Annotated in this window: 33 protein-coding genes and 1 pseudogene; 4 read left to right on the top strand and 30 right to left on the bottom strand. The window is 37.9% G+C overall.

Going from position 1 to position 24,758, the window contains the following annotated elements; all coding sequences use genetic code 11:
* Positions 1-31 precede the first annotated feature (31 nt).
* The 5 genes from FOF60_RS12925 to FOF60_RS12905 form a co-directional block, all read right to left on the bottom strand.
* Positions 32-787 carry a hypothetical protein gene (locus FOF60_RS12925; protein ID WP_192472129.1) on the bottom strand — a complete coding sequence of 252 codons (756 nt, stop codon included), beginning with the start codon at positions 785-787 and terminating at the stop codon, positions 32-34.
* Positions 771-1,298, bottom strand: coding sequence for an RNA polymerase sigma factor (locus tag FOF60_RS12920; RefSeq protein WP_192472128.1), 528 nt, complete (start codon positions 1,296-1,298; stop codon positions 771-773). The genes FOF60_RS12925 and FOF60_RS12920 overlap by 17 nt, the downstream gene beginning before the upstream one ends.
* Positions 1,299-1,819: 521 nt before the next feature.
* The gene (locus FOF60_RS12915) at positions 1,820-2,320 is read right to left on the bottom strand and encodes a QcrA and Rieske domain-containing protein (RefSeq protein WP_192472127.1); all 501 of its coding nucleotides are present in this window, start codon (positions 2,318-2,320) and stop codon (positions 1,820-1,822) included.
* Between the two features lie 165 nt (positions 2,321-2,485).
* The gene (locus FOF60_RS12910) at positions 2,486-2,746 is read right to left on the bottom strand and encodes a metal-sensing transcriptional repressor (RefSeq protein ID WP_192472126.1); all 261 of its coding nucleotides are present in this window, start codon (positions 2,744-2,746) and stop codon (positions 2,486-2,488) included.
* A gap of 232 nt (positions 2,747-2,978) precedes the next feature.
* On the bottom strand, positions 2,979-3,230 hold the full coding sequence (locus tag FOF60_RS12905) for an SHOCT domain-containing protein (protein ID WP_192472125.1): 252 nt from the start codon (positions 3,228-3,230) through the stop codon (positions 2,979-2,981).
* Positions 3,231-3,419: 189 nt separating this feature from the next.
* On the opposite strand from FOF60_RS12905, the pseudogene FOF60_RS12900 reads away from it, so the two are divergent.
* Positions 3,420-3,893, top strand: a pseudogene (locus FOF60_RS12900) (multicopper oxidase domain-containing protein); the annotation flags it as partial.
* Between the two features lie 160 nt (positions 3,894-4,053).
* Here the strand turns inward: FOF60_RS12900 and FOF60_RS12895 are convergent.
* From FOF60_RS12895 to FOF60_RS12875, 5 genes are all read right to left on the bottom strand, one after another.
* Complete coding sequence (locus FOF60_RS12895; RefSeq protein ID WP_192472124.1) at positions 4,054-4,338, bottom strand: SHOCT domain-containing protein; 285 nt, start codon at positions 4,336-4,338, stop codon at positions 4,054-4,056.
* A gap of 25 nt (positions 4,339-4,363) precedes the next feature.
* The gene (locus FOF60_RS12890) at positions 4,364-4,549 is read right to left on the bottom strand and encodes an SHOCT domain-containing protein (protein WP_192472123.1); all 186 of its coding nucleotides are present in this window, start codon (positions 4,547-4,549) and stop codon (positions 4,364-4,366) included.
* Between the two features lie 61 nt (positions 4,550-4,610).
* Positions 4,611-5,045: a hypothetical protein gene (locus FOF60_RS12885; RefSeq protein WP_225650204.1), complete on the bottom strand. Its 435-nt coding sequence runs from the start codon at positions 5,043-5,045 to the stop codon at positions 4,611-4,613.
* 27 nt (positions 5,046-5,072) lie between these two features.
* The gene (locus FOF60_RS12880; RefSeq protein ID WP_214705864.1) at positions 5,073-5,315 is read right to left on the bottom strand and encodes an SHOCT domain-containing protein; all 243 of its coding nucleotides are present in this window, start codon (positions 5,313-5,315) and stop codon (positions 5,073-5,075) included.
* 74 nt (positions 5,316-5,389) lie between these two features.
* Entirely contained in the window at positions 5,390-5,599 is a 210-nt protein-coding gene (locus FOF60_RS12875) for an SHOCT domain-containing protein (RefSeq protein WP_192472122.1), read from the bottom strand.
* Positions 5,600-5,867: 268 nt separating this feature from the next.
* Here FOF60_RS12875 and FOF60_RS12870 point away from each other — a divergent pair, with 268 nt between their 5' ends.
* Positions 5,868-7,331 (top strand): multicopper oxidase family protein, encoded by a 1,464-nt coding sequence (locus tag FOF60_RS12870; protein WP_225650202.1) that lies wholly within the window; start codon positions 5,868-5,870, stop codon positions 7,329-7,331.
* A 587-nt stretch (positions 7,332-7,918) separates the two neighbouring features.
* On the opposite strand, the gene lgt is transcribed toward FOF60_RS12870, so the two are convergent.
* On the bottom strand, positions 7,919-8,740 hold the full coding sequence (gene lgt / locus FOF60_RS12865) for a prolipoprotein diacylglyceryl transferase (protein ID WP_192472121.1): 822 nt from the start codon (positions 8,738-8,740) through the stop codon (positions 7,919-7,921).
* 392 nt (positions 8,741-9,132) lie between these two features.
* Between lgt and FOF60_RS12860 the strand changes: the two genes are divergently transcribed.
* Positions 9,133-9,417, top strand: coding sequence for an AbrB/MazE/SpoVT family DNA-binding domain-containing protein (locus tag FOF60_RS12860; protein ID WP_192472120.1), 285 nt, complete (start codon positions 9,133-9,135; stop codon positions 9,415-9,417).
* Positions 9,418-9,669: 252 nt separating this feature from the next.
* On the opposite strand, the gene FOF60_RS12855 is transcribed toward FOF60_RS12860, so the two are convergent.
* Complete coding sequence (locus FOF60_RS12855) at positions 9,670-10,293, bottom strand: class I SAM-dependent methyltransferase (protein WP_225650200.1); 624 nt, start codon at positions 10,291-10,293, stop codon at positions 9,670-9,672.
* A gap of 125 nt (positions 10,294-10,418) precedes the next feature.
* Here FOF60_RS12855 and FOF60_RS12850 point away from each other — a divergent pair, with 125 nt between their 5' ends.
* Positions 10,419-10,784, top strand: coding sequence for a hypothetical protein (locus FOF60_RS12850; RefSeq protein WP_192472118.1), 366 nt, complete (start codon positions 10,419-10,421; stop codon positions 10,782-10,784).
* A gap of 51 nt (positions 10,785-10,835) precedes the next feature.
* Here FOF60_RS12850 and FOF60_RS12845 read toward each other — a convergent pair whose 3' ends face one another.
* The 18 genes from FOF60_RS12845 to FOF60_RS12765 all read right to left on the bottom strand — a co-directional run bounded on the left by FOF60_RS12845 (position 10,836) and on the right by FOF60_RS12765 (position 24,757).
* The gene (locus FOF60_RS12845; protein WP_192472117.1) at positions 10,836-11,069 is read right to left on the bottom strand and encodes an SHOCT domain-containing protein; all 234 of its coding nucleotides are present in this window, start codon (positions 11,067-11,069) and stop codon (positions 10,836-10,838) included.
* Positions 11,070-11,083: 14 nt separating this feature from the next.
* The gene (locus tag FOF60_RS12840) at positions 11,084-11,368 is read right to left on the bottom strand and encodes an SHOCT domain-containing protein (RefSeq protein ID WP_225650198.1); all 285 of its coding nucleotides are present in this window, start codon (positions 11,366-11,368) and stop codon (positions 11,084-11,086) included.
* Between the two features lie 19 nt (positions 11,369-11,387).
* Positions 11,388-11,573, bottom strand: coding sequence for an SHOCT domain-containing protein (locus FOF60_RS12835; protein ID WP_192472116.1), 186 nt, complete (start codon positions 11,571-11,573; stop codon positions 11,388-11,390).
* Positions 11,574-11,632: 59 nt separating this feature from the next.
* Positions 11,633-12,067 carry a hypothetical protein gene (locus tag FOF60_RS12830; protein WP_225650197.1) on the bottom strand — a complete coding sequence of 145 codons (435 nt, stop codon included), beginning with the start codon at positions 12,065-12,067 and terminating at the stop codon, positions 11,633-11,635.
* 48 nt (positions 12,068-12,115) lie between these two features.
* Complete coding sequence (locus tag FOF60_RS12825) at positions 12,116-12,364, bottom strand: SHOCT domain-containing protein (protein WP_225650195.1); 249 nt, start codon at positions 12,362-12,364, stop codon at positions 12,116-12,118.
* Positions 12,365-12,439: 75 nt separating this feature from the next.
* On the bottom strand, positions 12,440-12,664 hold the full coding sequence (locus tag FOF60_RS12820; RefSeq protein WP_192472115.1) for an SHOCT domain-containing protein: 225 nt from the start codon (positions 12,662-12,664) through the stop codon (positions 12,440-12,442).
* Between the two features lie 804 nt (positions 12,665-13,468).
* Positions 13,469-13,774 carry a CBO0543 family protein gene (locus FOF60_RS24570; protein WP_413632895.1) on the bottom strand — a complete coding sequence of 102 codons (306 nt, stop codon included), beginning with the start codon at positions 13,772-13,774 and terminating at the stop codon, positions 13,469-13,471.
* A 642-nt stretch (positions 13,775-14,416) separates the two neighbouring features.
* Positions 14,417-14,794, bottom strand: coding sequence for a hypothetical protein (locus tag FOF60_RS12815; RefSeq protein WP_264647554.1), 378 nt, complete (start codon positions 14,792-14,794; stop codon positions 14,417-14,419).
* A 334-nt stretch (positions 14,795-15,128) separates the two neighbouring features.
* Positions 15,129-15,356 (bottom strand): hypothetical protein, encoded by a 228-nt coding sequence (locus FOF60_RS12810; RefSeq protein ID WP_192472113.1) that lies wholly within the window; start codon positions 15,354-15,356, stop codon positions 15,129-15,131.
* Positions 15,357-15,514: 158 nt separating this feature from the next.
* Positions 15,515-16,519: an ABC transporter ATP-binding protein gene (locus FOF60_RS12805; RefSeq protein WP_192472112.1), complete on the bottom strand. Its 1,005-nt coding sequence runs from the start codon at positions 16,517-16,519 to the stop codon at positions 15,515-15,517.
* Positions 16,520-16,548: 29 nt separating this feature from the next.
* The gene (locus FOF60_RS12800) at positions 16,549-17,466 is read right to left on the bottom strand and encodes an ABC transporter permease (protein WP_192472140.1); all 918 of its coding nucleotides are present in this window, start codon (positions 17,464-17,466) and stop codon (positions 16,549-16,551) included.
* Positions 17,467-17,469: 3 nt separating this feature from the next.
* Complete coding sequence (locus tag FOF60_RS12795) at positions 17,470-18,399, bottom strand: ABC transporter permease (RefSeq protein WP_192472111.1); 930 nt, start codon at positions 18,397-18,399, stop codon at positions 17,470-17,472.
* A 99-nt stretch (positions 18,400-18,498) separates the two neighbouring features.
* Positions 18,499-20,154: a peptide ABC transporter substrate-binding protein gene (locus tag FOF60_RS12790; protein ID WP_192472110.1), complete on the bottom strand. Its 1,656-nt coding sequence runs from the start codon at positions 20,152-20,154 to the stop codon at positions 18,499-18,501.
* A gap of 243 nt (positions 20,155-20,397) precedes the next feature.
* Positions 20,398-21,762 carry an MATE family efflux transporter gene (locus tag FOF60_RS12785; RefSeq protein ID WP_413632720.1) on the bottom strand — a complete coding sequence of 455 codons (1,365 nt, stop codon included), beginning with the start codon at positions 21,760-21,762 and terminating at the stop codon, positions 20,398-20,400.
* 29 nt (positions 21,763-21,791) lie between these two features.
* The gene (locus FOF60_RS12780) at positions 21,792-22,130 is read right to left on the bottom strand and encodes a metal-sensitive transcriptional regulator (RefSeq protein WP_192472109.1); all 339 of its coding nucleotides are present in this window, start codon (positions 22,128-22,130) and stop codon (positions 21,792-21,794) included.
* Between the two features lie 12 nt (positions 22,131-22,142).
* Complete coding sequence (locus FOF60_RS12775; RefSeq protein WP_225650193.1) at positions 22,143-22,775, bottom strand: NAD(P)/FAD-dependent oxidoreductase; 633 nt, start codon at positions 22,773-22,775, stop codon at positions 22,143-22,145.
* 16 nt (positions 22,776-22,791) lie between these two features.
* A complete protein-coding gene (locus FOF60_RS12770) occupies positions 22,792-23,796 on the bottom strand; it encodes an ABC transporter ATP-binding protein (RefSeq protein ID WP_192472107.1) in 1,005 nt (334 codons plus the stop codon).
* Positions 23,789-24,757 (bottom strand): ABC transporter ATP-binding protein, encoded by a 969-nt coding sequence (locus FOF60_RS12765; RefSeq protein ID WP_192472106.1) that lies wholly within the window; start codon positions 24,755-24,757, stop codon positions 23,789-23,791. The genes FOF60_RS12770 and FOF60_RS12765 overlap by 8 nt, the downstream gene beginning before the upstream one ends.
* Position 24,758: the final 1 nt, after the last annotated feature.

Raw genomic sequence — 24,758 nt, 5'->3', positions numbered from 1 at the left:
TAAGCAGATAATAAATACTAAAATGTAACCTTTATCTTTCAACCTCAAAGTTAAACAAGTTGGCAAGTCTGACTAACTCTTCAGAATCACCCTGCTTTTTATTCAACAACCCCTGATTAGTCATATAGTATACATAATTTTTGGTAACGATATATAACGCAGCTGATCCATATTCTGTTGTAGGTTCATGTAGAAATGCCCGTTGACCTGAAACATTTATTTCTGTGACTTTTGTTCCGTAGAGGGGATGTTCGGGAAAGAAATACTTACTCCTTTCTTCAACTGATCCCGTTTCATTCTTTGTATAATGTACGGAAATAAACCTTCCTTCTGAAGTCGGGTAAAAGGCCTGTGTAAATACTTGTTCTTTACTACCTATTTTTTCAACAGATACTGCAAGAAGTGGTTCTCCTGAGATAGTATTAATCTCCTTGTAGGCATCCATTGGATAAACGACATATTCCATCCCTTTTTCGGTTAAAATCGGTGTCTCTTTCCCGTTAATCACTTCCATTGTATACAGCTTTTCTTTATTTGATAGCATTCCTGAGACAAATGAATCTTCATTCCCCAATTGAATAATTAGCAAAAAAAGAAGAGAAAAAGTGATACTTATAGATGATACGTAACCGAAAATCTTGAAAGCTCGAGATTTAATCTTTTCCTTATAAATTTGCCTCTCCAGTTTTCTCCTTACTAAATCGGCTTGCTCCTGACTCCATTCCAAATCATATTCTACTTTCTGAAGAGCACGATTATAAGTGTTCAATTCACTTTGTATGTTCATTTAACCCCGACTCCTTAATTAATCTTTTTTCCAAAGCTAACATTCCACGATGCAATGTGGACTTAACTTTACTTTCCGAACAATTCAATATTTCTGCTGTTTCGGTAATTGAAAAACCCTTGATCTTTCTAAGGATGATAACTTCCCGATGGGATTGTTTAAGTGCCCTTAGTGCTTCGTGAATTTCCTTTGAACTTTCTTTAAGCTGGACCACATTTTCTGGCAATAGTTTAATGTCAATTTGAGGTTGGAATAACTCTTTAAAAAAGCGAATTGGCTTTTGTTTTCTCATGTGGTCAACAGTCACATTATGAGCGATACTGAACAACCATGTTTTTTCGCTAGAATCTCCTTTGAAAGTATGATGATATTTATAGGCCTTAAAAAATGTTTCCTGAGTTAAATCCTCAGCTTGCTGATAATCTTTTGTAAGCATAAAAATAAATTTAAAAATTGTTTGATGATACAGATTGTACCACTCATGAATATCCTCTTCCCTGTAGTCAGCCATCTAATTTCTCTCCTTGTTAATTCACTTAAATCTTAGACGTGTAGGTTAGAAAAAGGTTTTGGTTTATTTTATTATTTTTTTTATATTTTTTTAACGGCCTCTATAGCAAAAAGAAGGAGCTGGCATAGCAACTCCTTCTTAAATATAATGATACCGATAATATTCGACTCCTTACGATGTCAATCCTTCTTCAACATTACTGCCCGTTACTTTAAGTACATTATTTCACAAAGTCTTCGTTAGTCTTATTTCAATTTTAACATAAATATCCAAACACCTTCACAATTTCCATACATTCCACTTACCAAATCACAACAAAATCACATACCCTCCAATAATTATTTCCACATTGAGAAATGACCTGAGAATTGATGGGCGATTTTAAATAAATATATTAAAAACCATTGATTTAATAAGAAAATTCGCACGGTGAATTTCAATGTTAATACCCGTGCGATTTGCCTTGTTATTTACTTGTTTGCACCTCGGAAGTAAACCGTAAATAAAAAAATAAAGGGTTTTTATTTAGTTCTTTTAGTCGGACTTAATATTGGAATATAAACTTCGTTATCCTTAACAAATCCTTCAAAAACGTCCAACGGCCTTGGCGGTGGTCCTCCAATATTAATTCCATGTTCGTCGTATTCTCCTCCATGACAAGGACAATAGAATTCAATTCCTTCCGTTACTTTACTTTCTTCCGCTTCACCTGCGATGCAACCTAGATGAGTACATACTGGAGACATAATTAAAAATTCATTTTCCTTCGTTTTGTTCAAATAAACAAAACCCTCCAGATTTTGTTCTGTCCACCCATCCTGGACTGTTACTTTATAAGAAACTTTCTTTGGATAAGGTCCTTTCTCCAATTCGTTTAAAGGACCAATACTTGCCATAGAACTGGTGTCAATATTGCTTTCCTCTTTACTACAGGCACTTAAACCTGCTGGCATGAAGGAAAGGGCCAAAATCCCTGCTGTCCCTTTTAGAGACTTCCCCAAAAACTTCCGGCGATTCAACATGTATTTCCACCTCCATGTTTTTGATCACAAACAATACCAAATAATTTCACAAAGATTATGACTGAGAAATTTATACTAATGTCGTCTTTATCTAAGCGAATGCACCCCTGACAAAAGGAGTGTAAGTTTATCATTTCACTGATTGATTTCCAATTGTGCAGAAATCTATGAACTTTTTACTAACATATTTACAGCATCATCTACTGCACTATACTCTTCCTTTATGGAGTTTTTGTCATTTGTGAGAGAATTTTGGAGTTCGTTTGCGACAATATAGGCTATTGCTCTACCTGTGGAACTTCGAATAGAGGACAATTGGTTCACAACATCAGCACATGCTTTTTCTGCTTCCATCATTTTACTAATCCCCCTGATTTGGCCCTCAATTCTCTTAAGTCGATTTACTATTTCTTTGTTATACAACATGCCGTCCCCTCCTACTGTAAATTAAATATCATTATAAATAAAAGGTATGGAGATTTTGTTGAGACTGAGGAATTTTCCACTGATGAGTATTGGTAAAGATTAAAAATAAAAAAAGCGGCTCGTGCCGCTTAAGACAGTATATTTCCGTGCTTGTTGCTTTTCGTTCAGAGGGTAGCCTTCAGGTGTGAGACGGTGAGGAGAGGATCCTAAGACGCACCATCCAAGAAATCTGTTACTGCTCTAATTTTTGTTTTAAACGATCGTACTCTTCTTCTGAAATTTCTCCTCTCGCAAGTCTTTCTTTCAATGTCCCCAGTGAGTTATTGCCGTCAGTGTTGGCTGTATTATGATTTGACTTGTTCTTAAAAAACACAATGGCCACAGCAATAACCGCAATGACTATAATAACCAGCAGTATTCCCATTATTCCTGGACCAAAAAATCCTGTTCCCATCCCATTACCGGGTCCGCCACCATTCATCATAAACTACACTACACTCCTTTCCTGATCTACTCTAACTAATCCCGTATGGGTATAAAGTTAATCGTAGAATTGAAAGTTGATTACTTAATTATTCGTTATTAAGTAGTGTTTTAAGACGATGCCATCAACCACTTTTTCTATGTCATAAATCACTAACCATTTTAGTTTTAGTTTCGTTACTAAATCAGACCAGCAGGAAATCTTCCGGTGTACGGAACCGAAGCAAAAAGCAAGTTCACACTACCAGAAGTACGACCTTGAGTACACCATGGATTTGAACACTGAGGGAATGGTTTTTACCCTCAACGGCAAATCATTCCCTATTACTGACAACATCAACGTGAAAAAAGGCGATAAAGTACTGGTTAAACTAGTCAACAACTCATTGATGAATGACCATCCAATGTACCTGCACGGCCATTTTTTCCAGGTATTAAGCAAAAATGAAAAACCAGTGGAGGCTTCGCCGATTATCAAGGATACATTCAATCTTAAACCGGGTGATGAATATGTAGTAGCATTTGCAGCCGACAATCCCGGAAACTGGCTGTTCCACTGCCACGACCTTCACCATGCTTCTTCAGGAATGATCAATCTTTTAAATATGAAGGATTCAATCCATCCTTTACACCGGATGACAGCGCAGGAAAGAAGCCAGAATAAAACTCACCATACAAAAAAACGGTTCAGATTTAAACCGTTTTTTATTTTGAAAAGACTATTTATCAGGAGAATCCATTCTTTCTGACAATCATTCTACCTCTTGAAATATAACAAGTATTATGGCCATTAATACAAGGTTTATCGCTTCATATCGTCTCTATCAGGATCGGATGGTTCTCAATATTTGCTGGAATTCCTCAAAGGTGATTTCCCCTCTGGCGTATCTCAGCTTTGCCATTTCTTCCGCTTCAATTGCCTGGGTATTCCCCGGATTTGGATTGGTGGCTGTCCGGTTTTTGAAAAAAAGATAGACTCCAACTGCAATCAGCGAAAGGAAAATCAGTGTCGTGAAGTTGAAATATGGCATCATTCCAAACTGACTGTAGCCGGAATGACCATTGAACCCATAACCATTTACAAAAGAACCCATATGTCCGCCCATCATGATCATCTACTCCTTCCTACTATTATTAAATTAGGTTTTTCAGTTTAGCATACTCTTCTTCAGAAATTTTTCCGGCAGCATACCTTAGATCAATAATCTTTCTTGCTTGATCATCTCCTGTATACTGCGAATCCGATTTTCCAAAGAATTTTTGCAAATCGCCTGTCTTGTACAGGTAAAAACCGATTGCCAGGAGCAATAGCGCAAACATCGTTCCATTCCTCCTCCCTCAAATTTTTTAATTGGAGGCCGGATCAGACCGGCCTGTATGTTTATAGTCCTGTAGTTCCCATGCCCTGGAAATTCCGGCTATTGGCCGCTCCTCCTGTCCCATGCATGCCTTTATACATTTCCTCGATATCCTGATTGCTCAATTCCGGGTGCATTTCCTGCATATATGGCCTCATCTGCCCAAAGTTGATATTCTGCTCATCCATGTATTTTTGCATATCCTCAAAATTCCCAGATTCCATCATCTGGTTCATTTCTTCAAGATCGACACCCTGTTCTCCCATGAACTTCTGCATGTCTTCAAAGTTGCCCTCACCCATGATGCTGGACATATTGCTAAAATTAATTCCTTGCTGCTTCATATAAACGAAAGGCCCTGCAGGGTTTTCCTTCGCTGATGCCATATAAAGCCCCGTGCCTCCCGTCGCGATCAGGGCAGCTGCCAATGCTCCGGTAATGATTGTCTTTTTCATCATTGTAAAAACACTCCTTATTTAACGTTTTTATAGTAAGTTTGTTTTAATTTGTTCGAATTCCTCGACAGTGATTTCACCTCGGGCCAATTTGCCCTTGGCGAGCTCAAGTGCTTCACTGCTCATCGACTGACGGCTAAGCGTTTGGCTGTTTCCTCTGTTCTGGTTGAATGCAAGATATAATAGATAGCCGATTGCCAGGAACACAACTAGCATCATCAGTGATCCACCTCCCATCCCAAAGCCTCCAAAGTAACCTGGTCCCATCATCATTTCCTTCTCTCCTTTCCATTTCTTTATACTTTCATTCTCTATCAGAAAGATGTAGAAGTATGGAGGTAAAGCGATTATTTTAAGAGTGTTTCCTTCATTTTCTGGTACTCTTCCAGGGTGATTTCCCCTTGTGCAAGCCTCGTTTTCAATTGTTCCATCGCTTCACTGGAATCAGAACGAATTGTCTGATCCGGTCCCTTCTTGTTTATCATCAGCAAGTAGCTCAGGAAGCCAGCCAGCAGCAAACCGATAAACCACAATCGGTCCGCAGCCAGCAGATGCAAAACCCGGTCCCCACATCGGAATCCCTCCTTCCTTTCATGATGAGTTGTTTGTTTCTATGCATAAAATATAAAAGCAAATCATGTAGAAAATATGTAGAAAACAAAAAAGCAGTTCACCACAGTTACCCTGCGAAAAACCGGAGTGATCAATTATCAGAATACATAGTAATTAACTCTACATACTTTTTGCATATATTCATATTAAAATACAAAAATACCCCCCACCGATTTAAAATTCAGTGGAATTTGATAAGGAGGTACAGCTTTAATGGATAAATACAATAGAAGAAAATTTCTCTCTTATTCCTTAAAGGGAGCCGCAGGATTAGCAGCTATTTCTCTTGTTCCTGTTGGAGTAAATAAAATTTTTAATAACAATGAAATGATGAATGGAAATGATAGTAGTGGAGTTCCATTCAGCGGCGGCACTCCTTTACCTGTTCCTCCGCTCCTTAAAAATATGAGTTCGATCCCAAGTAAAGCTGAGTTTCAGCTTTCAGCTCAAATAGCTAAAACAGAATTTATCGAGGGGAAAGAAACAGACACTTATGGTTACAATGGAAATTATCTCGGCCCTGTCATTAGAGTCAGAAAAGGTGATGAGGTTTCGATAAAAGTCAAAAACAACCTGAATGAAGAGACAACAGTCCACTGGCACGGGCTTGAAGTAGACGGGGAAAACGATGGTGGTCCTCACTCACGGATTAGGCCAGGAGAAACCTGGAATCCAAAGTTTACGGTCACACAGCCTGCTTCAACATTATGGTTTCATCCGCACTTGCTCCATAAAACTGGAGAGCAAGTTTATAAAGGACTCGCTGGTTTGTTTTATGTAGATGATGATGTTTCAGATAATCTGAACCTCCCAAATGAGTATGGCGTCAACGACATTCCGCTTGTGATCCAGGATAAGAAGCTGGACGCAAATGGAAGGTTTGAATATAGACTGGGCATGCATGACGTTATGATGGGCCTTCAGGGAGGAACAATTCTTGTTAACGGAGCTGTTAACCCTTATCTTGAGGTACCAAGAGGCAAAATGCGCTTTCGTTTGCTGAACGGATCAAATGCCAGGATTTATGAATTGCTTTTTAGCAATAACCAAAACTTCTATCAAGTAGCTAGCGATGGGGGGTTGCTTGAACAGCCTGTTGAGATGACAAAACTAGTGCTCAGCCCAGGGGAAAGAGCTGAAATCATAGTGGATTTCTCAATGTTTAAAGATGGCGATACGGTCGAACTAACAAATCAAGGTACTGAATTCATGAAATTTATGGTAACTGGTAAAAAACAAAAAGACTTTAATATACCAAACCAACTTGCAATAATTGAAAGAATAGATTCATCAAAGGTAGTAAAAACTAGAAAATTTATTTTCCAAGGAATGGGAAGCAATGTCAATATAAATGGCAAACAAATGGATATGGACCGGATGGATGAATATTTAACCTTAAATACTACAGAAATCTGGGAAATCTCCAATGAAAGTACTGGGATGATGGGGGGAATGGCCCATCCATTCCATGCTCATGGAGTACAATTCCAAATTCTTGACCGAGACGGCAAACAGCCTCCAGCAAATGAATTCGGCTGGAAGGACACTATCCTAGTGTATCCAGGGGAGAAGGTCAGGGCGATTGCTACTTTCAAGTATCCTGGAATCTTCATGTACCACTGTCATATCCTTGAACATGAAGATGCAGGTATGATGGGCCAATTTAAAGTGGAATAAAATTCGGTCTTGAATAAGGCGCAGTTAATCTCAAGGGTTACTGTGCTTTTTCAGATGTTGTGTAAAGAGACCATTCTCCCGCTAACCTAAAATCGAGGGTAGGAAAATCGTAAGCTTCCCAAAATTAACAAGGTAAGCAATATAAATGAAACCGATGAATTAATCATTAAAAGTTTTTATGGCTGTTCATTATTGCCAACTGAGATGGAATGGATTCCCTTAATTAAAAACTGTGGGTTTGAGCAGCTAGAAATTATAAAAAGTCGTTCAATTCATGAGGAATTGGAGATTATGCTAAATGATGAATTTCTTTTGGAGGATAGTTGGAGAAGTGTCCAAATAGAGGATGAGACCCTGGATTATCATAATAAATTGATGGTTAAGTTCGCGGAACAACTAGGATATCGAGTAATCAAAGCTAAAAAAGTAATGTTAGTGAATTGAATTCAGCTAATTTGAAATGATATCGAACGGAAGTCTACATTCCCTTGGTAAATTACCTTTTTATAGGCTGACAGTATAAAAAGAATAAATAACAATATACAAAACCTCGGATCTTCTTAGAAGGTCGAGGTTAAATGGGAAAGTTATTTGTCATTTATACCTTCTTTGTAAAACCGGTTTGCCAATCGCTTTTGCCTTCGATACCAGATGAGGAACAAAGAAAGACCAATTAAAGCCAGGGAAATGACCTGTGCAATTCTTAGTTCATCAGTTACCATTAGACTGTCTGTCCTCAATCCCTCCACAAAAAACCTGCCTACTGAATACCAAATGAGATAAGAAAGGAAAACTTCTCCCCGCTTGACTCCCAACTTTCTGATGGCAAGGAGTACAAAAAAACCTGAAAGATTCCATAATGATTCATACAAAAAGGTTGGGTGGTAATACGCTCCATCTATATACATCTGATTAATAATCCAGTCTGGAAGCATTAAATCTTCAAGAAAGGTTCTTGTCACCTCTGTTCCATGCGCTTCCTGGTTCATGAAGTTTCCCCATCGACCAATGGCCTGCCCGAGAATAATGCTAGGAGCAGCTATGTCAGCGAGCTGCCAGAAAGAAATTTCTTTTTTTCGTGCGTACACTATCGATGTTGCTACCGCACCGATCAATCCTCCATGGATGGCGATGCCGCCTTCCCAGATTGCTAGAATCTGTCCTGGATTATCCAAATAGTAATCTAGTTTGAATAATACGTAATATAACCGAGCACTAAGGAGAGAAATTGGAATCGCCCAAAGAAGCAAATCTGAAAAGACATCCTGGTGCAACCCTCTTCTTTTTGCTTCTTTTGTAGCGAGTAACCATCCTAAGAAAATCCCAAAGCCGATAATTATGCCGTACCAATAAATAGTGATAGGGCCTAATTCCAATGCTATTCGATTAATTGGTTCAAAGTTTCCCATCTATTTCACCTCTTCTATGTCATTCTCTGTCATCATACCTTGTATTTATGGATTTTGTATGGAGGGGAACAAAGAACATTGATTTTCCCTTATTCGGCATTAGCTGGAAAGATAGAATAGTGACTAGCTGTTTATAAATGAAGAAACGGCTGTATGCGGACTGTTTCTTCGAGGGGGTTAAGAAGTAACCACCTACATGTTAGAGGATCTTTGTGCAATAACTATGGATATTTAATCATTCATCTCAACTTGGATTAAACTTTTCCTATACATTCCGGAGTTTTTTTATATACTCAACCCCTGCATACTTTCTACTCATTTATTCGATACCATAGGTTAATAAAACTTTGTTAAAAACACAAAGTGGAAATCCTTAATTGGAGTGAGAAGTCATGCTAATCAGGAAACTTTATAATAATGGCCAAATCATCATACCGAAGAAAGTGACACAAGAGCTGGGAATTGAAGATGGTCAATTGCTTTATATTTATAACGAAAAAGATACTATTATTATTGAGAAAGACCACGAAGATAAATACTTAAATCAGGCAACACTAAATAATAGTAACTTAACGATACCTTGTGAACTACGTAAATTGCTAAACTGGGAAGGGGAAAATTTCCTAGAAATGGAGGTAAGCTCCAACAACAAAATCACCTTAAGAAAATTTGATTAAAGCTCAATGGTAAAACACTAATGCACTTTTAAAAGGAATAATACTTCAGACACAACCTCGACAGACACAGAAATGTCAATTCTACCGTCATGTTCTGGACTATGCTTATCTTAGAGCAGAGATAGCCTATCCTATTTACTGGAGAATTTTGCTTTCGTAGCACAAATAGTTAATTCAGGAATAAGTCAAAATAATTATAAACACCAAACAAAAAAACGGTTCTGTTCTTGAACCGTTTTTTGTTAAATAAATCTATTTATTTGGAGAAAGCAACAATCTTCTCATTATTGACCCCATTAGTCTTTCTTCGCCAACAACTGACAATCCTGCTGATTTAATGTTTGCCATTGTATCCCGGTTTATATTCGCTCCCCACATTCCCACTGTTACTGGATTCAGGAAATCCATTACAAGTCCTGCAGCCTGGTTTTCGCTTCTCATATGCTCTAGCATGAGAATCTGTCCGTCCGGTTTGCAAACTCTTCTCAGTTCTTCTAGACCCACAACCGGGTCTGGTACAGAGCAAAACACACAGGTAGATACGATCGTATCAAAGCTGTTGTCCGGAAAGGGCAGTTCCTGGATGTCTCCCTCTATTAGTTCCATTTTATAAGGAGCATTAAGTAGTGAAGCTTTCTGTCTTGCATACTTTAACATATCGCTGCTGAAATCCACTCCAATCAAGGATTGAATTCTAATTGGATAATAAGAAGATAGATTCGCCCCAGTTCCTACCCCTGCTTCCAGGACATCACCATAAGCGCCAGCCAGTAGGTCCCTTCTCCAATCTTCTCGAATCATCTTATCCATTCTGTCATAAATTTTTGAAACTCGGTTGTATCTTTTTTTAATTTTCTCATTTAATTTCTGTTTCAATGAAACCATCCTCTCTGATTACGGATTAGTGATCATTATACTGGCAAACTGTGCACAAAGAATGAATAAGGATTTTTAGTTTCATTTTTGAACTTTTTTAATATAATCTTAGTGAGGTGAAAAAAATGTGTGTTTCTCATCATAATATCGACCAAATATCATACCATATCGCGGAACAAATCGTTCAGTTCACAATATATCGCCCGTTGCATATTGAATTGATCGGGGAAGGCAGATTTGCCATTGAAGCAGGCCAACCCTTTCCAGCTGAGAACCACGGAGTGATTTCAAAAATCGTATTGGCTGATAAGGGTGGTAACCTGTACCGAATTGAGCCAGATGAAATCGGACTCAAGTTTGCTCGCGGGGAAATCGATTACAAAGAATATTTAAATCAACAGAAAAAGGGAAACCGGCGACTGATTGGTCTGACACTAGGACTCATCACTCTGTTTGCAACAGCAGGTTGGGGATTTGTTTCGCTTTTCTAAAAACAGTCATGAAAACTGATGAAAAGAAAGCTGCCGTTTGGCAGCTTTCTTTTAGAATAGGTTTTTTGTAATCATTTCATATTCACTGTGAGAAATCTCGCCTTTGACGTAGCGCATTTTCAGAACTTCGGAAGGAGCATCCTTTTGTAATGAATCTTGCTTCTGCTTTTTGAAAGAGTACATAAGGTCAACAATCAGCTTCCTTGTCATCTTGATCAGTTTGAACAGATCTCCTGTCCTCAATAAATAATAGAAGACTATGGCTGCTAATATAAGAGTAATCACTTCATTCACCTCGATTACGATTTAATCGTTTTTAAAATTTGCTGGAATTCTTCTAAGGTGATCTCTCCTCTTGCGTATCTTAACTTTGCCATTTCTTCTGCTTCTATTGATTGGATATTCCCTGAATTCGCCTTGGATAAAGACTGGTTCTTCATCAGAAAATATACTCCAATTGCAATTAGAACTAGGAAAATTAAAGTAGACGAGTTAAAGTATGGCATCATTCCAAACTGGGTTAAGCCGGATGGACCGCTATATCCATATCCGTTTATAAAAGAACCCATGTGACCGTTCATCATTTGTCATTACTCCTTTATATTAAATGATATTTTTCAGTTTAACGTATTCTTCTTCGGTAATTTTGCCTGCAGCATACCTCAAATCAATGATTTGTCTGGCTGAGTTATTATCTGGAACGTGAGTACCCATCTTCCTAAAGAGTTTTTGTAAATCGCCTGTTTTGTAAAGGTAAAAACCTATTGCCAAGATCAATAGCGTAAACATTGTTCCATTCCTCCTGAATTTTGGTATTAAGGGCCGAAAAACCGGCCCTCGGTAAGATTTTATAAGCCCATGTTCCCCATACCCTGGAAATTCCGGCTGTTAGATGCGCCACCTGTGCCATGCATCCCTTTATACATATCCTCAAGGTCTTTAGTGCTCAAATCAGGATGCATTTCCTGCATATATGGCTTCACTTGTCCAAAGTTGACATTCTGCTCATCCATGAATTTTTGCATATCATCAAAATCTCCTGATTCCATCATTTGATTCATCTCATCGATATTTACACCCTGTTCATCCATGAACTCCTGCATATTTTCAAAGTTGCCCTCACCCATGATGTTAGCCATATTCTTGAAATCAATTCCCTGCTCCTTCATAAAATCAGCAGGATTAACTGCATTTTCCTTCGCGGATGCCATATACAATCCTGTACCTCCTGTAGCGATAAGGGCTGCTGCTAATGCTCCAGTAATGATTGTCTTTTTCATCATATTAAACACTCCTATTTTTTTTATTTTTATAAGGTTTTTTAAAACTTTTTACAAAAGGTTTGCTTTCATTTTTTCGAATTCTTCGACAGTGATTTCTCCTCTTGCCAACCTATCCTTGGCAAGGTCAATTGCTTGATTGTTCACTGCCTGGAGTGGAAGCGTTTGTTCACTCCTTCTATTCTGGTTGAAAGCCAGATACAGCAGATAGCCGACTGCCAGGAAAACTATTATCATCATCAAGGATCCACCTCCCATCCCGAAGCCTCCAAAGTAACCATACCCAGGTCCCATCATCATTTCCTTCTCTCCTTTCCATTTCTTTATACTTTCATTCTCTTTTAAAAATTTGTAGAAAGTATGAAGCGAAAACTGTTATTTTGAAACTATGTCTCTCATCTTTTGGTACTCTTCCGGGGTGATGTCCCCTTGTGCCAGCCGCATCTTCAATTGTTCCATTGCTTTACTAGAATCAGGCAGGTTCGACCCATCTGATTTCTTCCTGCTCTTCAAGAAGTAGATCAGGAGACCAATCAACAGCAAACCAATAAGTAAGCCAAACGGTCCGCAGCCAGCTGCTGCAAAGCCAGGTCCCATCATGCTAGCCCCTCCTTTCTGGTGATGATGTTTGTTTCTATGCTTTAAATATAAAAGCGAATCATGGAGAAAGTATGTAGAGTGAAAAAATTATAAAGAACATCAAATATAGGAGAATGAATGTATTGTATTTATTGTCCTCACTATTCAGGCTGTTCTCGGAATAACTGAATAACTTAATTTTTATAATAAAAAGATGACCGCTACTGGGACTTAATCAACCTCCCTGTTAGCCGTCACTCTATCCTTCTTTGCACATTTGTATCTATCCACGGATTATCATCTGCATGAGTATTTCGAGAAAGGAGTAGATATTAATTGTATAGATCTAGTAGAATTTATTCTTTTTTATCTAAATGATTTGTTTAAACTTCTTTCCCCATTACCGGAACGTTGAAAGAAAAGCCCAATATATAATTGGCTGGTCGAGTTTTGCCAAATGATATTAATGGTTGGACTACAAACCAGTTATCACCTTAAAGCACTATAGATTTACATTAACCATTTTTCTTGCCTGCTGCATTGAAATCAAAAAAAGCGAGACCGCTTAAAAAACTAAAGGGTTCCGTTATGAGGTGCTTTTCTAAAAATATGTGCCGAAATGACAGTCGTATTGGCATCGTTATTGGTATATAAAAAAGTAAAACTCGCCATAGTAATTGGCGAGTTTCTTTATTAGGAATACCAAAGCCTTATTTAACTAAAGCTACCCATTTCGTTTAAGTAATACTGATCACAATATTGTTCCATAAAGTATAAGGTATTCTAAAACATATATCACCAAGTGAAAACAGTTTATAAAAAACTTTATGGTTTCTCTAAGTGAACATCGACTATCCATTTTATTAATGCTGTTTTAAGTATATAGATTGGAAATGAATAAATATATTTCCAATTATCTAATTTATAAATCCCTAACCAAACTGTAATTGGCTCAGCGATAAAAGTAAAAATAGCTGCTAATATCACATTGGCAATAATAAAGGATTTCCACTCTCTAAAATATTGATAAATGAACATATGTGCAACAATAATAATTCCATAATCTATTGCTGCTAATCTTGGAATTAAATTTGTTAGTTTATACGGATAAGACCAAAGATTAAGACTAATACCTAATTCATCTCATAGTCCCACTAATATAATCAATAAAGCACCAAATAAAAGTATTTCCTTCCTTCTTTTACGTTCAACAAATCTAGACCATATAACCCACGGAAGAATAAGTACTATTAAGAGTAACCACCATTGAAAGGAAAACAAATTGTTTTCTAACCAATACTGGGTTTCTAATTCCTCCAATTTGCTCTGAAATATTTGTATATATTCATAATTCAGATTTGACTTTTTCAACACCTTCACACCTTAGCGTAAGATATATACCATTCTCTGCACATCATAAATATATAAATGAAAAGCTATTTGTCTGACTATATAGATAAATTATTTCATTATCCTGTCTGGTAATTGGATAAATAAAGAAAACCCCTGAAATATAAACCAAAAACGTTAAATACAAAGGCGTTAGCATCCCTATAATTCATCTCTTATTTTCCATAAATCGAAAAGAAAGAGTGATATAACTGACTTTCTATATTAGGTTACACTTTTTAGCATAATTTAAAGTTGGGTAAAGCTATTTTCAATTTACTTTATTTCTTCTTCAAACTTTTCTTGAAAAATTACCTTTTCAATAATCCTTTGATAAATATAGAGTACCACCGAAAGCAAAACAGAGATAGAAAAAGTAAATTTTTATTGTTTCATTTTTTTGAATTCAAAAGTTCCAACTTTCTCAAAAATTTTTATAATGTGAAAGGAGAAAAAATAATCCGCTACAATGTTTGTCACTAAATACTTCAAGAAGTTTCTAAATGTTAATTTAAATATCCAAATTGTCGTAATCAAATAAAGTCCATAAAGATAAGAGACATCTAAAGTATAATCTTTAAAAAGACCATTTCTTACTTTCCATAGCTTGTTCTTTTTTGCAACTTCACTAAATAACGCAAATATATATCCAATAAATGTGGCGGTTGGCAAGAATCTAATGAAAGTGTTTTTCCTAATGAATGGAACAGTAAGCCAGGGTAACACAAGAGTAAGAAATGATAATCTTTTACGAGCAAGCAAAGCTTTCCCCTCCAAGTATTGTATTATTTATATTGTTATACTTAGTGGAAAATATATCCCCTTAATTTCCTTTTGTTCAACTGCTGCTTCGTTGAAGAAGGATCAATAGTATTGGTACTCAAAACGGAACTGAAATTGACTGAAGTTTTGACTCTCTTTATTAATTGTACAATACTTATGTCAAATGCTATGTCAAAGTTAAAGAAATTCCGCAGAAACCTTGATAAATAAAGAAAAAGACGTATGCCACTTCATACGTCAATTCTTGAATCATTTATTAAAAAAGCACCCGAAAACGGAACCCTTTATTAAAAAACAATCTCGCCTTCATCGCTTATTTTTCTGCCAGGATAATTTCCTTGAAGTCTACTTGTTCTAGTACTTTATAGCATTTATAGGAACCATTATTCTCAAATACAGCGATTGCCGGATCTTTCCCAAATGGCTCCCATAAAAAGACTCCAGCTCCCTCACTCCACCTTCCACATTCACCGTCTAGGAACATTTCCCCTGCTAACAGCCCAAAAACCATTTCTCCGCTTTTCTCCAGTTTTATAAACATATCATCAACCCTCTCATTTTCAATCTACTTTGATATTAATGTTTAATTATGTAGAAAAAATGGAGTTTCTGTACCCTCCTCGTGGAATGTAGGCCAGACGGTTATTGGAACTAAGGCTGAATGTCCGAAGAATCTGGTAATATTTATCGTATATAAACTCACTGAAATTGAATTTCATCTACTTTTGGCGCTCTTTGGTCCATCAACCAACATGCAGAATGATGTGTACTTGATAGGAAGGTTTTATTAGGTTGATACAAATCACATACCTCCATTGCAAACCGACATCGCGAAGTAAAAGCGCAACCTTTTGGAGGATCATGCAAGTCTGGTGGAGTCCCTTCAATCACGGTTAATTGTTGGTTTTTTTCTAAATCAAGATGAGGAACTGATTCTAGCAATCCAATCGTATAGGGGTGTTTTGGATTATAAAAAATTTCGTTTTTCGTTCCACTTTCGACTATTTTACCGGCATACATGATATTCACTCTATCTGAAAACCTTGCAACCACACCTAAATCATGCGTAATGAGAATGATCGCCATACCCATTTTCTCCTGCAGGTCTTTTAATAAATCCAAAATCTGTGCTTGGATGGTTACGTCAAGAGCTGTTGTTGGCTCGTCAGCAATTAACAGATCAGGTTCGCAAATCAAAGCCATTGCAATGGCAACTCGCTGCCTCATTCCTCCACTTAGCTGATGAGGATAAGTTGTACAACAATATATAGGATCCGGGATTCCAACTAGACTAATGATTTCAATTGCCTTTTCATGAGCTAACTTTTTACTATAGCCTTTATGAACGATTAGCCCCTCCGCAATTTGGTCACCCACCTTCATTGTCGGGTTTAAGGAAGTCATGGGATCCTGGAATACCATACCGATCTTTGCCCCACGGATTTTGGAAAGCTGTTTTTTCTTCATTGTGATGATTTCATCCCCGTTAAATAAAATGGACCCCTCGGGGATGGAACATGTTTTCTCAGGAAGCAGTTTCATAATACTTTTAGCAGTAACTGATTTCCCAGACCCGGATTCTCCGACAATTGCGAGGACTTCCCCCTTGTTCACATGAAAGGAAACCCCACGAACAGCGTAGATATTCTGTTTTTTTGAATGAAAATGAACCTGCAGGTCATTAACTTCTAGTAATCTTTTCACATTTTTCACCCTTTCATTGAGTAAAAGAGTTATTTTCTGAATTTCGGATCCAGCGCATCCCTCAGACCATCACCCAATACATTAAATGAAAACATCGTTAAAGAAATAAATAATGCGGGAAAAAACAACCTCCATATTTCACCTGTTAATAAAGTGACGAGACCTTCTGATGTCATCGTTCCCCAGCTCGCAAGCGGTACAGGAACACCTAGTCCAAGAAAGCTTAAAGTGGCTTCCGCAAAAATTGCACCAGGAACAGATAATGTCATGCTCACTATTATAGGGCCCATAGCATTTGGAATAAGGTGCTTAAACAAGACCCGAAAAAAACTCCCTCCTAATACTTGGGATGCCAATACAAATTCAGATTCCTTCAATCTCAGTATTTCACCGCGAACTAGACGCGCCATTCCAATCCATCCCGTTGCAGCCATGGCAATTATAATAGTGAGTAATCCAGGCTTTAATACGACCATCAATAAAATTGTCACCAGCAAATGAGGCAGTCCATAAAGTATATCTACGATTCTCATCATCACTTCATCAGTTTTTCCGCCTTTATACGCTGCGATTCCTCCCCATATAATTCCGATTATTAAATCCAAAACTACTGCTGTTATACCAATAAAAAGGGAAATCCTTGCTCCTACCCAGGTCCTGGAAAATAAATCTCTACCTAAATCATCCGTTCCAAACCAATAGTCAAATGATGGAGGGAGATTGGAATTTAGCAGATTTTGGTCTGAATACGAATAGGGAACCAGCATTGGACCTATAATTGCCATTACAATCAAACCAATATTAATGGCAAGTCCAGTCATAGCAAGCTTGTTTTGTCTCAGAATGCTTATTGCATCTATCCAAAATGATTCACTAGGTTTACTATCGGCCTTTTCTTCTTTGTTTTTTTTCTTTAGAACAAAAAGATCGTCTGGCACTTGCTGCATCATCTATCCCCTCCTTTTGATAAGTTTTATTCTTGGATCGATCAGGACGTATGCAAGGTCGACTAATATAATAAAGAATATTAATATAGCACTATAAAAAACAGTCGTTCCCAAAATTAATGGATAATCTCTATCAGTTATGCCCTCAACAAAATATTTCCCCAAGCCTGGAATACCGAAGATTTGTTCTATGACAAAGCTTCCAGTCAATACTGTAGCTGTAATGGGACCAAGTATTGTTACAACTGGAATCATTGCATTACGAAGTACATGTCTAAAAATTAATCTGAAACCAGTCACTCCTTTAGCTATGGCAGTTTGAATATAATCCATCGAAAGTACTTCTAAAATACTTGATCTAGTGAGTCGTGCAATATAGGCCATCGGTGTCACCGCAAGAGCAATGCTTGGCAAAACGGAGTGTTTCCATGTACCCCATGTTGCGACAGGGAACCATTGCAGCTTTATAGCAAAAAAATTGATTAATATTGTAGCAAAAATGAAGCTGGGGACGGAAAGGCCAAGTATGGCAATAATCATCGAAAAATAGTCAATTGCACTATTGTGACGAAAAGCTGCGAGAATACCTAAAACGATTCCAAAGAATGCAGCTATGAGAATGGCTTGAATACCTATCATGGCCGAAACAGGAAATCCGTTAGCAATTAATTGGTTAACTGTCTGGTTATCCCATTTGATTGAAGGACCAAAGTCCATCAATAATGCTCCCTTTAGATATTTAAAATATTGTATAAACAAGGGATCATTAAGTCCATAATGCTCTTTTAAGTTTTCAACTACCTGCTCTGGAATACGATTTTCACTTGTAAAAGGATCACCGGGTATTGCGTACATCAATAAAAAGGTAAGCGAAATAATGACAAATAAAGTTAAGATAACACTAATAATTCTCCTGGTAATAAATTGCCGCATATTCCCCCTCCTTTATGATTTTAAGCAAAAACAACTGAAAAAGTGTACTCATTGTACACTCTTTCAGCATTCTAGCCGCTTAGCGCGCCACCATTTTTACTACTTAACACTCGCCTCCCGGAAATCAATTGCCTGAATTGTATACTGATAGACTCCTTCGATATAGTCCTTTTGCAAGTAAACTTTTGTACGGTAATAAAGTGGGGAAATTGCCATTTGGTCTATTAGAACCTTTTCAGCTTCGACCAAATACCCCGCTCGCTTCTCCAGGTTCAATTCCGCTTCTGCTTTTTCCATTAATTGATCGTAATCAGGAATAGAAATGTTGCTATAGTTATAGACATCCCCACTCATGAATTGTCCCATTAAATTGCTTGCATCATCATAGTCTGCGCCAGTACTGTACAAAGCTAATTGGTACTCACCGGCTTGAACATTTTGAACAAATACCTTACGTTCCATCGTTTGGAGCTCTGTATCAATTCCTAAGTTTTTCTTCCACATTTCCTGCATTGCTTGAGAAAGTTTATTGTAAGTATCGTCTGTATAAAAAAGCAGATTAATTTTTGGCAATGTAGAAAGTCCCAGTTCTTCGAGTCCTTCTTTCAGAAGTTGTTTTGCTGTGTCTAAATCATTATCCTTAAACAAGGAGTCTCCAGCTAATTCCCTGAATTCTCCTGCACCACTACTCAATCCTAATGGTATTAAACCAAGAGCGGGAACTTCTCCTCCCTGTGTCACTTTTTCGACCAAAAGTTTTCTATCAAGGGCAAGACCTAATGCTTTACGGATTTTTTCATTTTTAAAAATTCGATCCTCATGATTAAATCTTATATAAGCTAAACTTGCGCTTGGCGCTGTTTTTGCTTCACCTGAAGCGATTAATTTACTTCTTATTGAATTTGGGATATTGGCAGAAAAATCGAGCTCGTTCGATTGGTACATAGCATATTCAGTATTTTGTTCATTCACCATTACCCACTTTAACTTTTCAAGCTTAACTACATCATTGCCCCAATAATTTTCATTTGGAACCATAATTAATTCTTGGCCGTGTTTCCAACTCTCAATTTTAAAAGGTCCGTTAGAAACAAAGGTTTCAGCTTCAGAAGCCCACTCTGGATTTGCCTTATCCGTTTTTTCATGGATCGGTAATAATGTAAAGAAAGCAGTTAAACCTAAGAAAAAGGAAGTAGGTTTTTCTAAAGTAACCTCCAGTGTATACTCATCAATAGCCTTAACTCCCAGCTGTGCCTGATCCTTTAATGAACCTTCATTGTATGCTGCTCCATTTTTAATAAAGAACAAGTTACTGCCAAGAGGTGAAGCTACTTCTGGACGTAAAACCTTCTCCCACGAATAGACAAAATCCTTAGCAGTCACAGGGTCACCATTTGACCATTTAGCATTCTTATTAAAATAGAAAGTATAAACAGTTCCATCATCAGAAATGTCCCACTTTTCTGCGACACCAGGAACTATGTTTCCTTCTTTGTCCAATCGGACCAAACCCTCGAATAATTGATTTGAAATATCCCCTGCAGTCTGGTTATCAATCAGTGCTGGTTCAAGACTAGGCGGTTCACTTAACGCATTGACTGTGATAACTTGCTCTTTATTAGAACTGCTTGTTTTTTCTTCATTCTTTTCTTTATTTGCAGGAGTATTAACTTGACTATTATTACAGGCACTAAATACTAATATCAGTACACAAAGTAAGCTGAAAAATGATAAGCGTTTCCCATAATTAAGCATTGTGTTTCCCCCTATTATGTTCTAGACCCGAAACCTCATCAATCCAAGTAAACCTCTTGATATCTATAAGCAAAACCTCCTACTGTTCTCAATATACATTACCCCTCTATAGTATATGTGGGTGCATCATTAAAATAACTTTTAATAACCATTAAAGGATGGTCAAGAAAATATAAATAGAATTTTTAAAATTAGAATTGTAGGTTAATAAATACAGCGATAAATAAGCTTATAAAAATTGATTCAGTTAATCCCTAAGTTTTTTTCTTCTATTTTTTTAAAGTGTTTTTTAAATTGATAAAACAAAAAAGCTCCCCTTGTATATAAATCAATCGCGATTGAAATCCATATTCCCGCTATCCCCATGCCGAAATGTATTCCAAAAATATAAACTCCGATTATCCTAATCACCCACATGCCAAGTGCGGTGCTGTACATCGGACTTTTTGTGTCGCCGGCCCCCTGAAGTGCACCTGCTAAAACTAAACCCACTGCCAATGCAGGCTGTGCAAAAGCATCAATTTTTAGCGCGGTTACAACCATGCTTCTAGCATGTAGGTCTGTAGTAAACCAGGAAGCAAACCATGGAGATAAAAAGAACAACACCAAGCCAATTAATGACATAAATCCAATTGCTAACCCCGTAGTTAAAAAACCAAATTCATATGCCTCCCTATACTGTTTAGCACCGATCCTTTGGCCAACAAGGGTAGTGGCTGCTATTGCAAGACCGTAACCCGGCATATATGAAAATGTTTCAATATTCCCTGCAATTGTGTGGGCAGCATACGTTTCTGCCCCTATTTTCACGATCAGGCCAAAATAAACCACCTGGCCAAGACGCATAATTAGTCTCTCAATTGCTGCAGGTGCAGATAATGTTAAGATAGCAAATAAATCTCCTTTGGAAGATTCGCCAAAGAAAGAAAAAGAAACCGGAGATTTTTTTATATGATGATACAACGCAGCTGACCCCAAAAGCCTTACAATGACAGTGGCCCACGCGGCTCCAGCTAGACCAAATCCATCCAACTTAAATATGCCAAAAATCAGGACATAATCTAGACCAATATGAATTAAGTTGATCCACCAGCTTACTTTCATAGGTGTTTTAGTATCCCCAGCAGCCCTTAATATGCTACCAAAATTGAACATCAATGAAATAAAGACAGATGGAATTCCAACAATCTGTAAATATATGGACCCATCTCTTAAAACATCTGATTCTGCGCCCATCATTTTAAGCAACGGCTCACTAAAAAAGACGGAAATGATACCGAAGATCATTCCCGCCAAAATAGAAATAAAAGTGGATTGCCTGGCAATCGATTTTGCTTTTTCGATGTCTCCTGATCCGATGCTCCTGGCAATTAGCGAAGAAGTTCCCACCCCTATTGCCATAAAAATAGCAATATAAACGGCTAAAACTGCATTCGCTATCCCAACAGCTGTCACTTCGTTTAAACCAAGTCTGGCAACAAACAGGGTATCCACAAAACCTACCACCATTTGTAAGGTATTCTCAACCATAGCTGGAATAGCTAAAGCTAAGATGGTGCTAACCTTTTGTTTCGTACTTTGTATACCCGCCGTCTCTTGTTGAGCCACCGAAAATCCCTCCCGGTTTTCTTTCTCTCTTACTTTTTCAGCAATCTCTGGAAGGTAACTAGGACCTCATCAATGACTTCAGTATCTCCTTCATTTATCCTTTCTAGGACGCAGCTTTTTAAATGTCCTTCAAGAAGAAGACTTGCAACGCTGTTTAAAGCAGATTGGATGGCGGATAATTGAGTTATCACATCGTCACAGTAGGTATCATTTTCAATTAATCTTTTAACCCCGCGAATTTGTCCTTCAATCCGATTTAGCCTTGAATCAAGGTTCTTTTTTATTTTTTCTGAATGATGGCTCTTTCTATGATTTGTAGAGCAACCAGTGGGTGGCAATACTTGTTCATTAGCCGCCTCTACACCCATGCCCATTCCCCCTTATACCTGACTTATATTTTCAATTAGCTCTTCCTTTCCGAATCTCTTTAAAAATTTATGGAAAGGCTCTCGTTTCTTTCCTTTTTCCCCATATACCCTAATAATTTCTTCGACTGTAGTATAAAGTTCTTCAGGATTTAGATTTTCCTTAAATAAGCTTCCTGCCTCGGCATCCTCTCCTTTTGTTTTCCCGCCAATATAAAGATTATATTGATTCCCATTTATTTTCATAACTCCAATATCATTAACCAAAGGCTCTCCACAGCCAACAGGACAGCCGGTGTATGCTGGTTTTAGGGTAAACGGAACAGGTTTTCCGGCAATTCTCTTATTAAGTTCGATTGCGACAGGCATTCCCTCTTCCTCTGCACCTTTACAAAAGTTGCAGGTTCTAAGGCTCTTTACAAAATTGCCGACTGGGTAGCATTGTAACCCGACCGACTCAAAATCCGTAATAATTTCATCCTTTTTACTGTCAGGAATATCAATATAAAGCTGCTGGAAGGTTGTAAGCTCTAGCTCCTGGCCGTCCTCCATATATTTTGCAAGTATTCGAAGCTGATTAGCAGTCAGTTTGGACCCGAAATCAATGCCACCATTAACAGCGACTTTTATTTTCTTTTCGTTGTTCAATTTAAAACTCCCTTTCCTAAGAAGTTTTTTCAAGTAAATTACTATGGCAGTGACAAGATACTGCATGGCCTGCGCCTAGAGATTCTTGTTTAGGCATTTTACTGTTACAAATATCCTCCTGGTATGGACATCTTTTTACAAATGGGCATCCTGCTGTCTCTTCGGTTGCATCCACTTCACCATCTAGAATTAACTTTTCTCGATTTTGGATAAAGTAATTTAGATCTTTCACTACCGAAACTAGTGCCTTTGTGTAAGGATGTGAAGGCGATTGAATGATTTTCTTGGTGGGCCCGACCTCGATGATTTTACCCTGGTACATGACAGCAATGCGGTCACACATATAACTTGCTGTCGATAGGTCATGGGTAATCAGCATCATGGTTAAGCCCATTTTCTTCTTAAGTTCGAGAAGGAGGTTTAAAATACCTGCTCGGACAGAAACATCAAGCATCGAAGTAGGTTCATCAGCTGCAATAAAGAGTGGTTCCAGAATCACAGCTCTTGCTATAGCAATCCTTTGCCTCTGCCCGCCACTCAGCTGATGGGGAAACCTCTCCATATAGTCTTCAGCCGGCCTCAGCTCAATTGATTCGATCGCCTCTTTGACCCTTCGGACTTTCTCATCATATGGCAGGTGTTTTTCGTGGGCATTGATTGGTTCCATTAAAATATCCATTATTGTCATCCCAGGATTGAGAGTATCATATGGATCTTGAAAAATCATTTGCATTTTGCTTCTCAGCCTGTTTGTCTCTGAATCAGTTAGTTTGCATAAATCTCTTCCTTCAAAAAGGATTTCCCCGCTGGTTTCCTTCATCAGGCGCATCACCATTCGAGCTGTTGTGGTTTTTCCACAGCCGCTTTCCCCGATGATCCCTAGAATTTCCCCTTTTTTAATCTCAAAGCTAACATTATGGACAGCGTAAACATTTTGCAGTTTCCGGTTTAAAATCGATCCAGTTTTTTTCACAAACGTTTTCTTCAAATCTCTTACTTTCAGTATAATTGAATTATCCATTTTCCTCCTCCTCAAGAAAGCATGCGGAAAAGTGGCCGGCCTTTACTTCCCTGAACTCAGGTGTTTCTTTTCTGCAGCGGTCAAAGGCAAACGCACATCGAGTATGAAACCTGCAACATTGTGGGATGTTTACTAGATTAGGGACACTGCCTGGTATCGAAATCACTTCCCGATCAGGATCGGACAGGTCAGGAGTCGCTTGTAATAATGCCTTTGAATAAGGATGTCTTGTATCATTCAATATATCCTCTGTTGAGGCAAGTTCAACAATTTTCCCTGCATACATGATTGCAATTTTGTCGCAAATAGCAGTAACCATCGGCAAATCATGTGAAATTAGAATTACTGATAAATCCATTTTTCTCTGAAGGTTTTTAATTAATGCTATCACCTGTGCCTGGGTTAATACATCTAGTCCTGTTGTTGATTCGTCGGAAATTACCAGTTTGGGAGAACAAGCAAGTGACATGGCAATGGCAACGCGCTGCTTCATCCCTCCGCTGAATTCGTGGGGATAGCTTTTCCATCGGTCACCATCGATTCCAACAAGCTCAAGTAGGGTCTTCGTCCGTGCCAGTGCTTCTCTTTTGCTTACTCTTTCATGGAGCAAAATGGCCTCCATAATTTGATCGCCTATTGTATAAACGGGATTTAGTGCATTCATCGCACTTTGAGGTATAACAGAAAGATCCTTCCATCTTAAAGAACCTAATTCAGAATCGGAGGCTTTAAGCAAATCCTTGCCATTTAAATGAACACTTCCAGACACTACTTTTCCGGGAAACTCTATTAATCTTAGAATCGATTGGGCAACGGTCGTTTTCCCGCATCCCGACTCTCCAATCAGTCCAAGCATTTCTCCCTCTTCAACAGAGAATGAAACGTTTTCTACAGCACGGGCAATCCCCTTATCGGTTTTAAAGAAAGTGGAGAGATTTTCTACAGTTAATACAGCAGACATA

It is taken from the genome of Mesobacillus jeotgali (assembly GCF_014856545.2).
In the GTDB taxonomy this organism is placed as follows: Bacteria; Bacillota; Bacilli; order Bacillales; family Cytobacillaceae; genus Mesobacillus.
The sequence above is the reverse complement of the archived record's forward strand: the minus strand, read 5'-3'. Positions and strand labels throughout refer to the sequence as shown.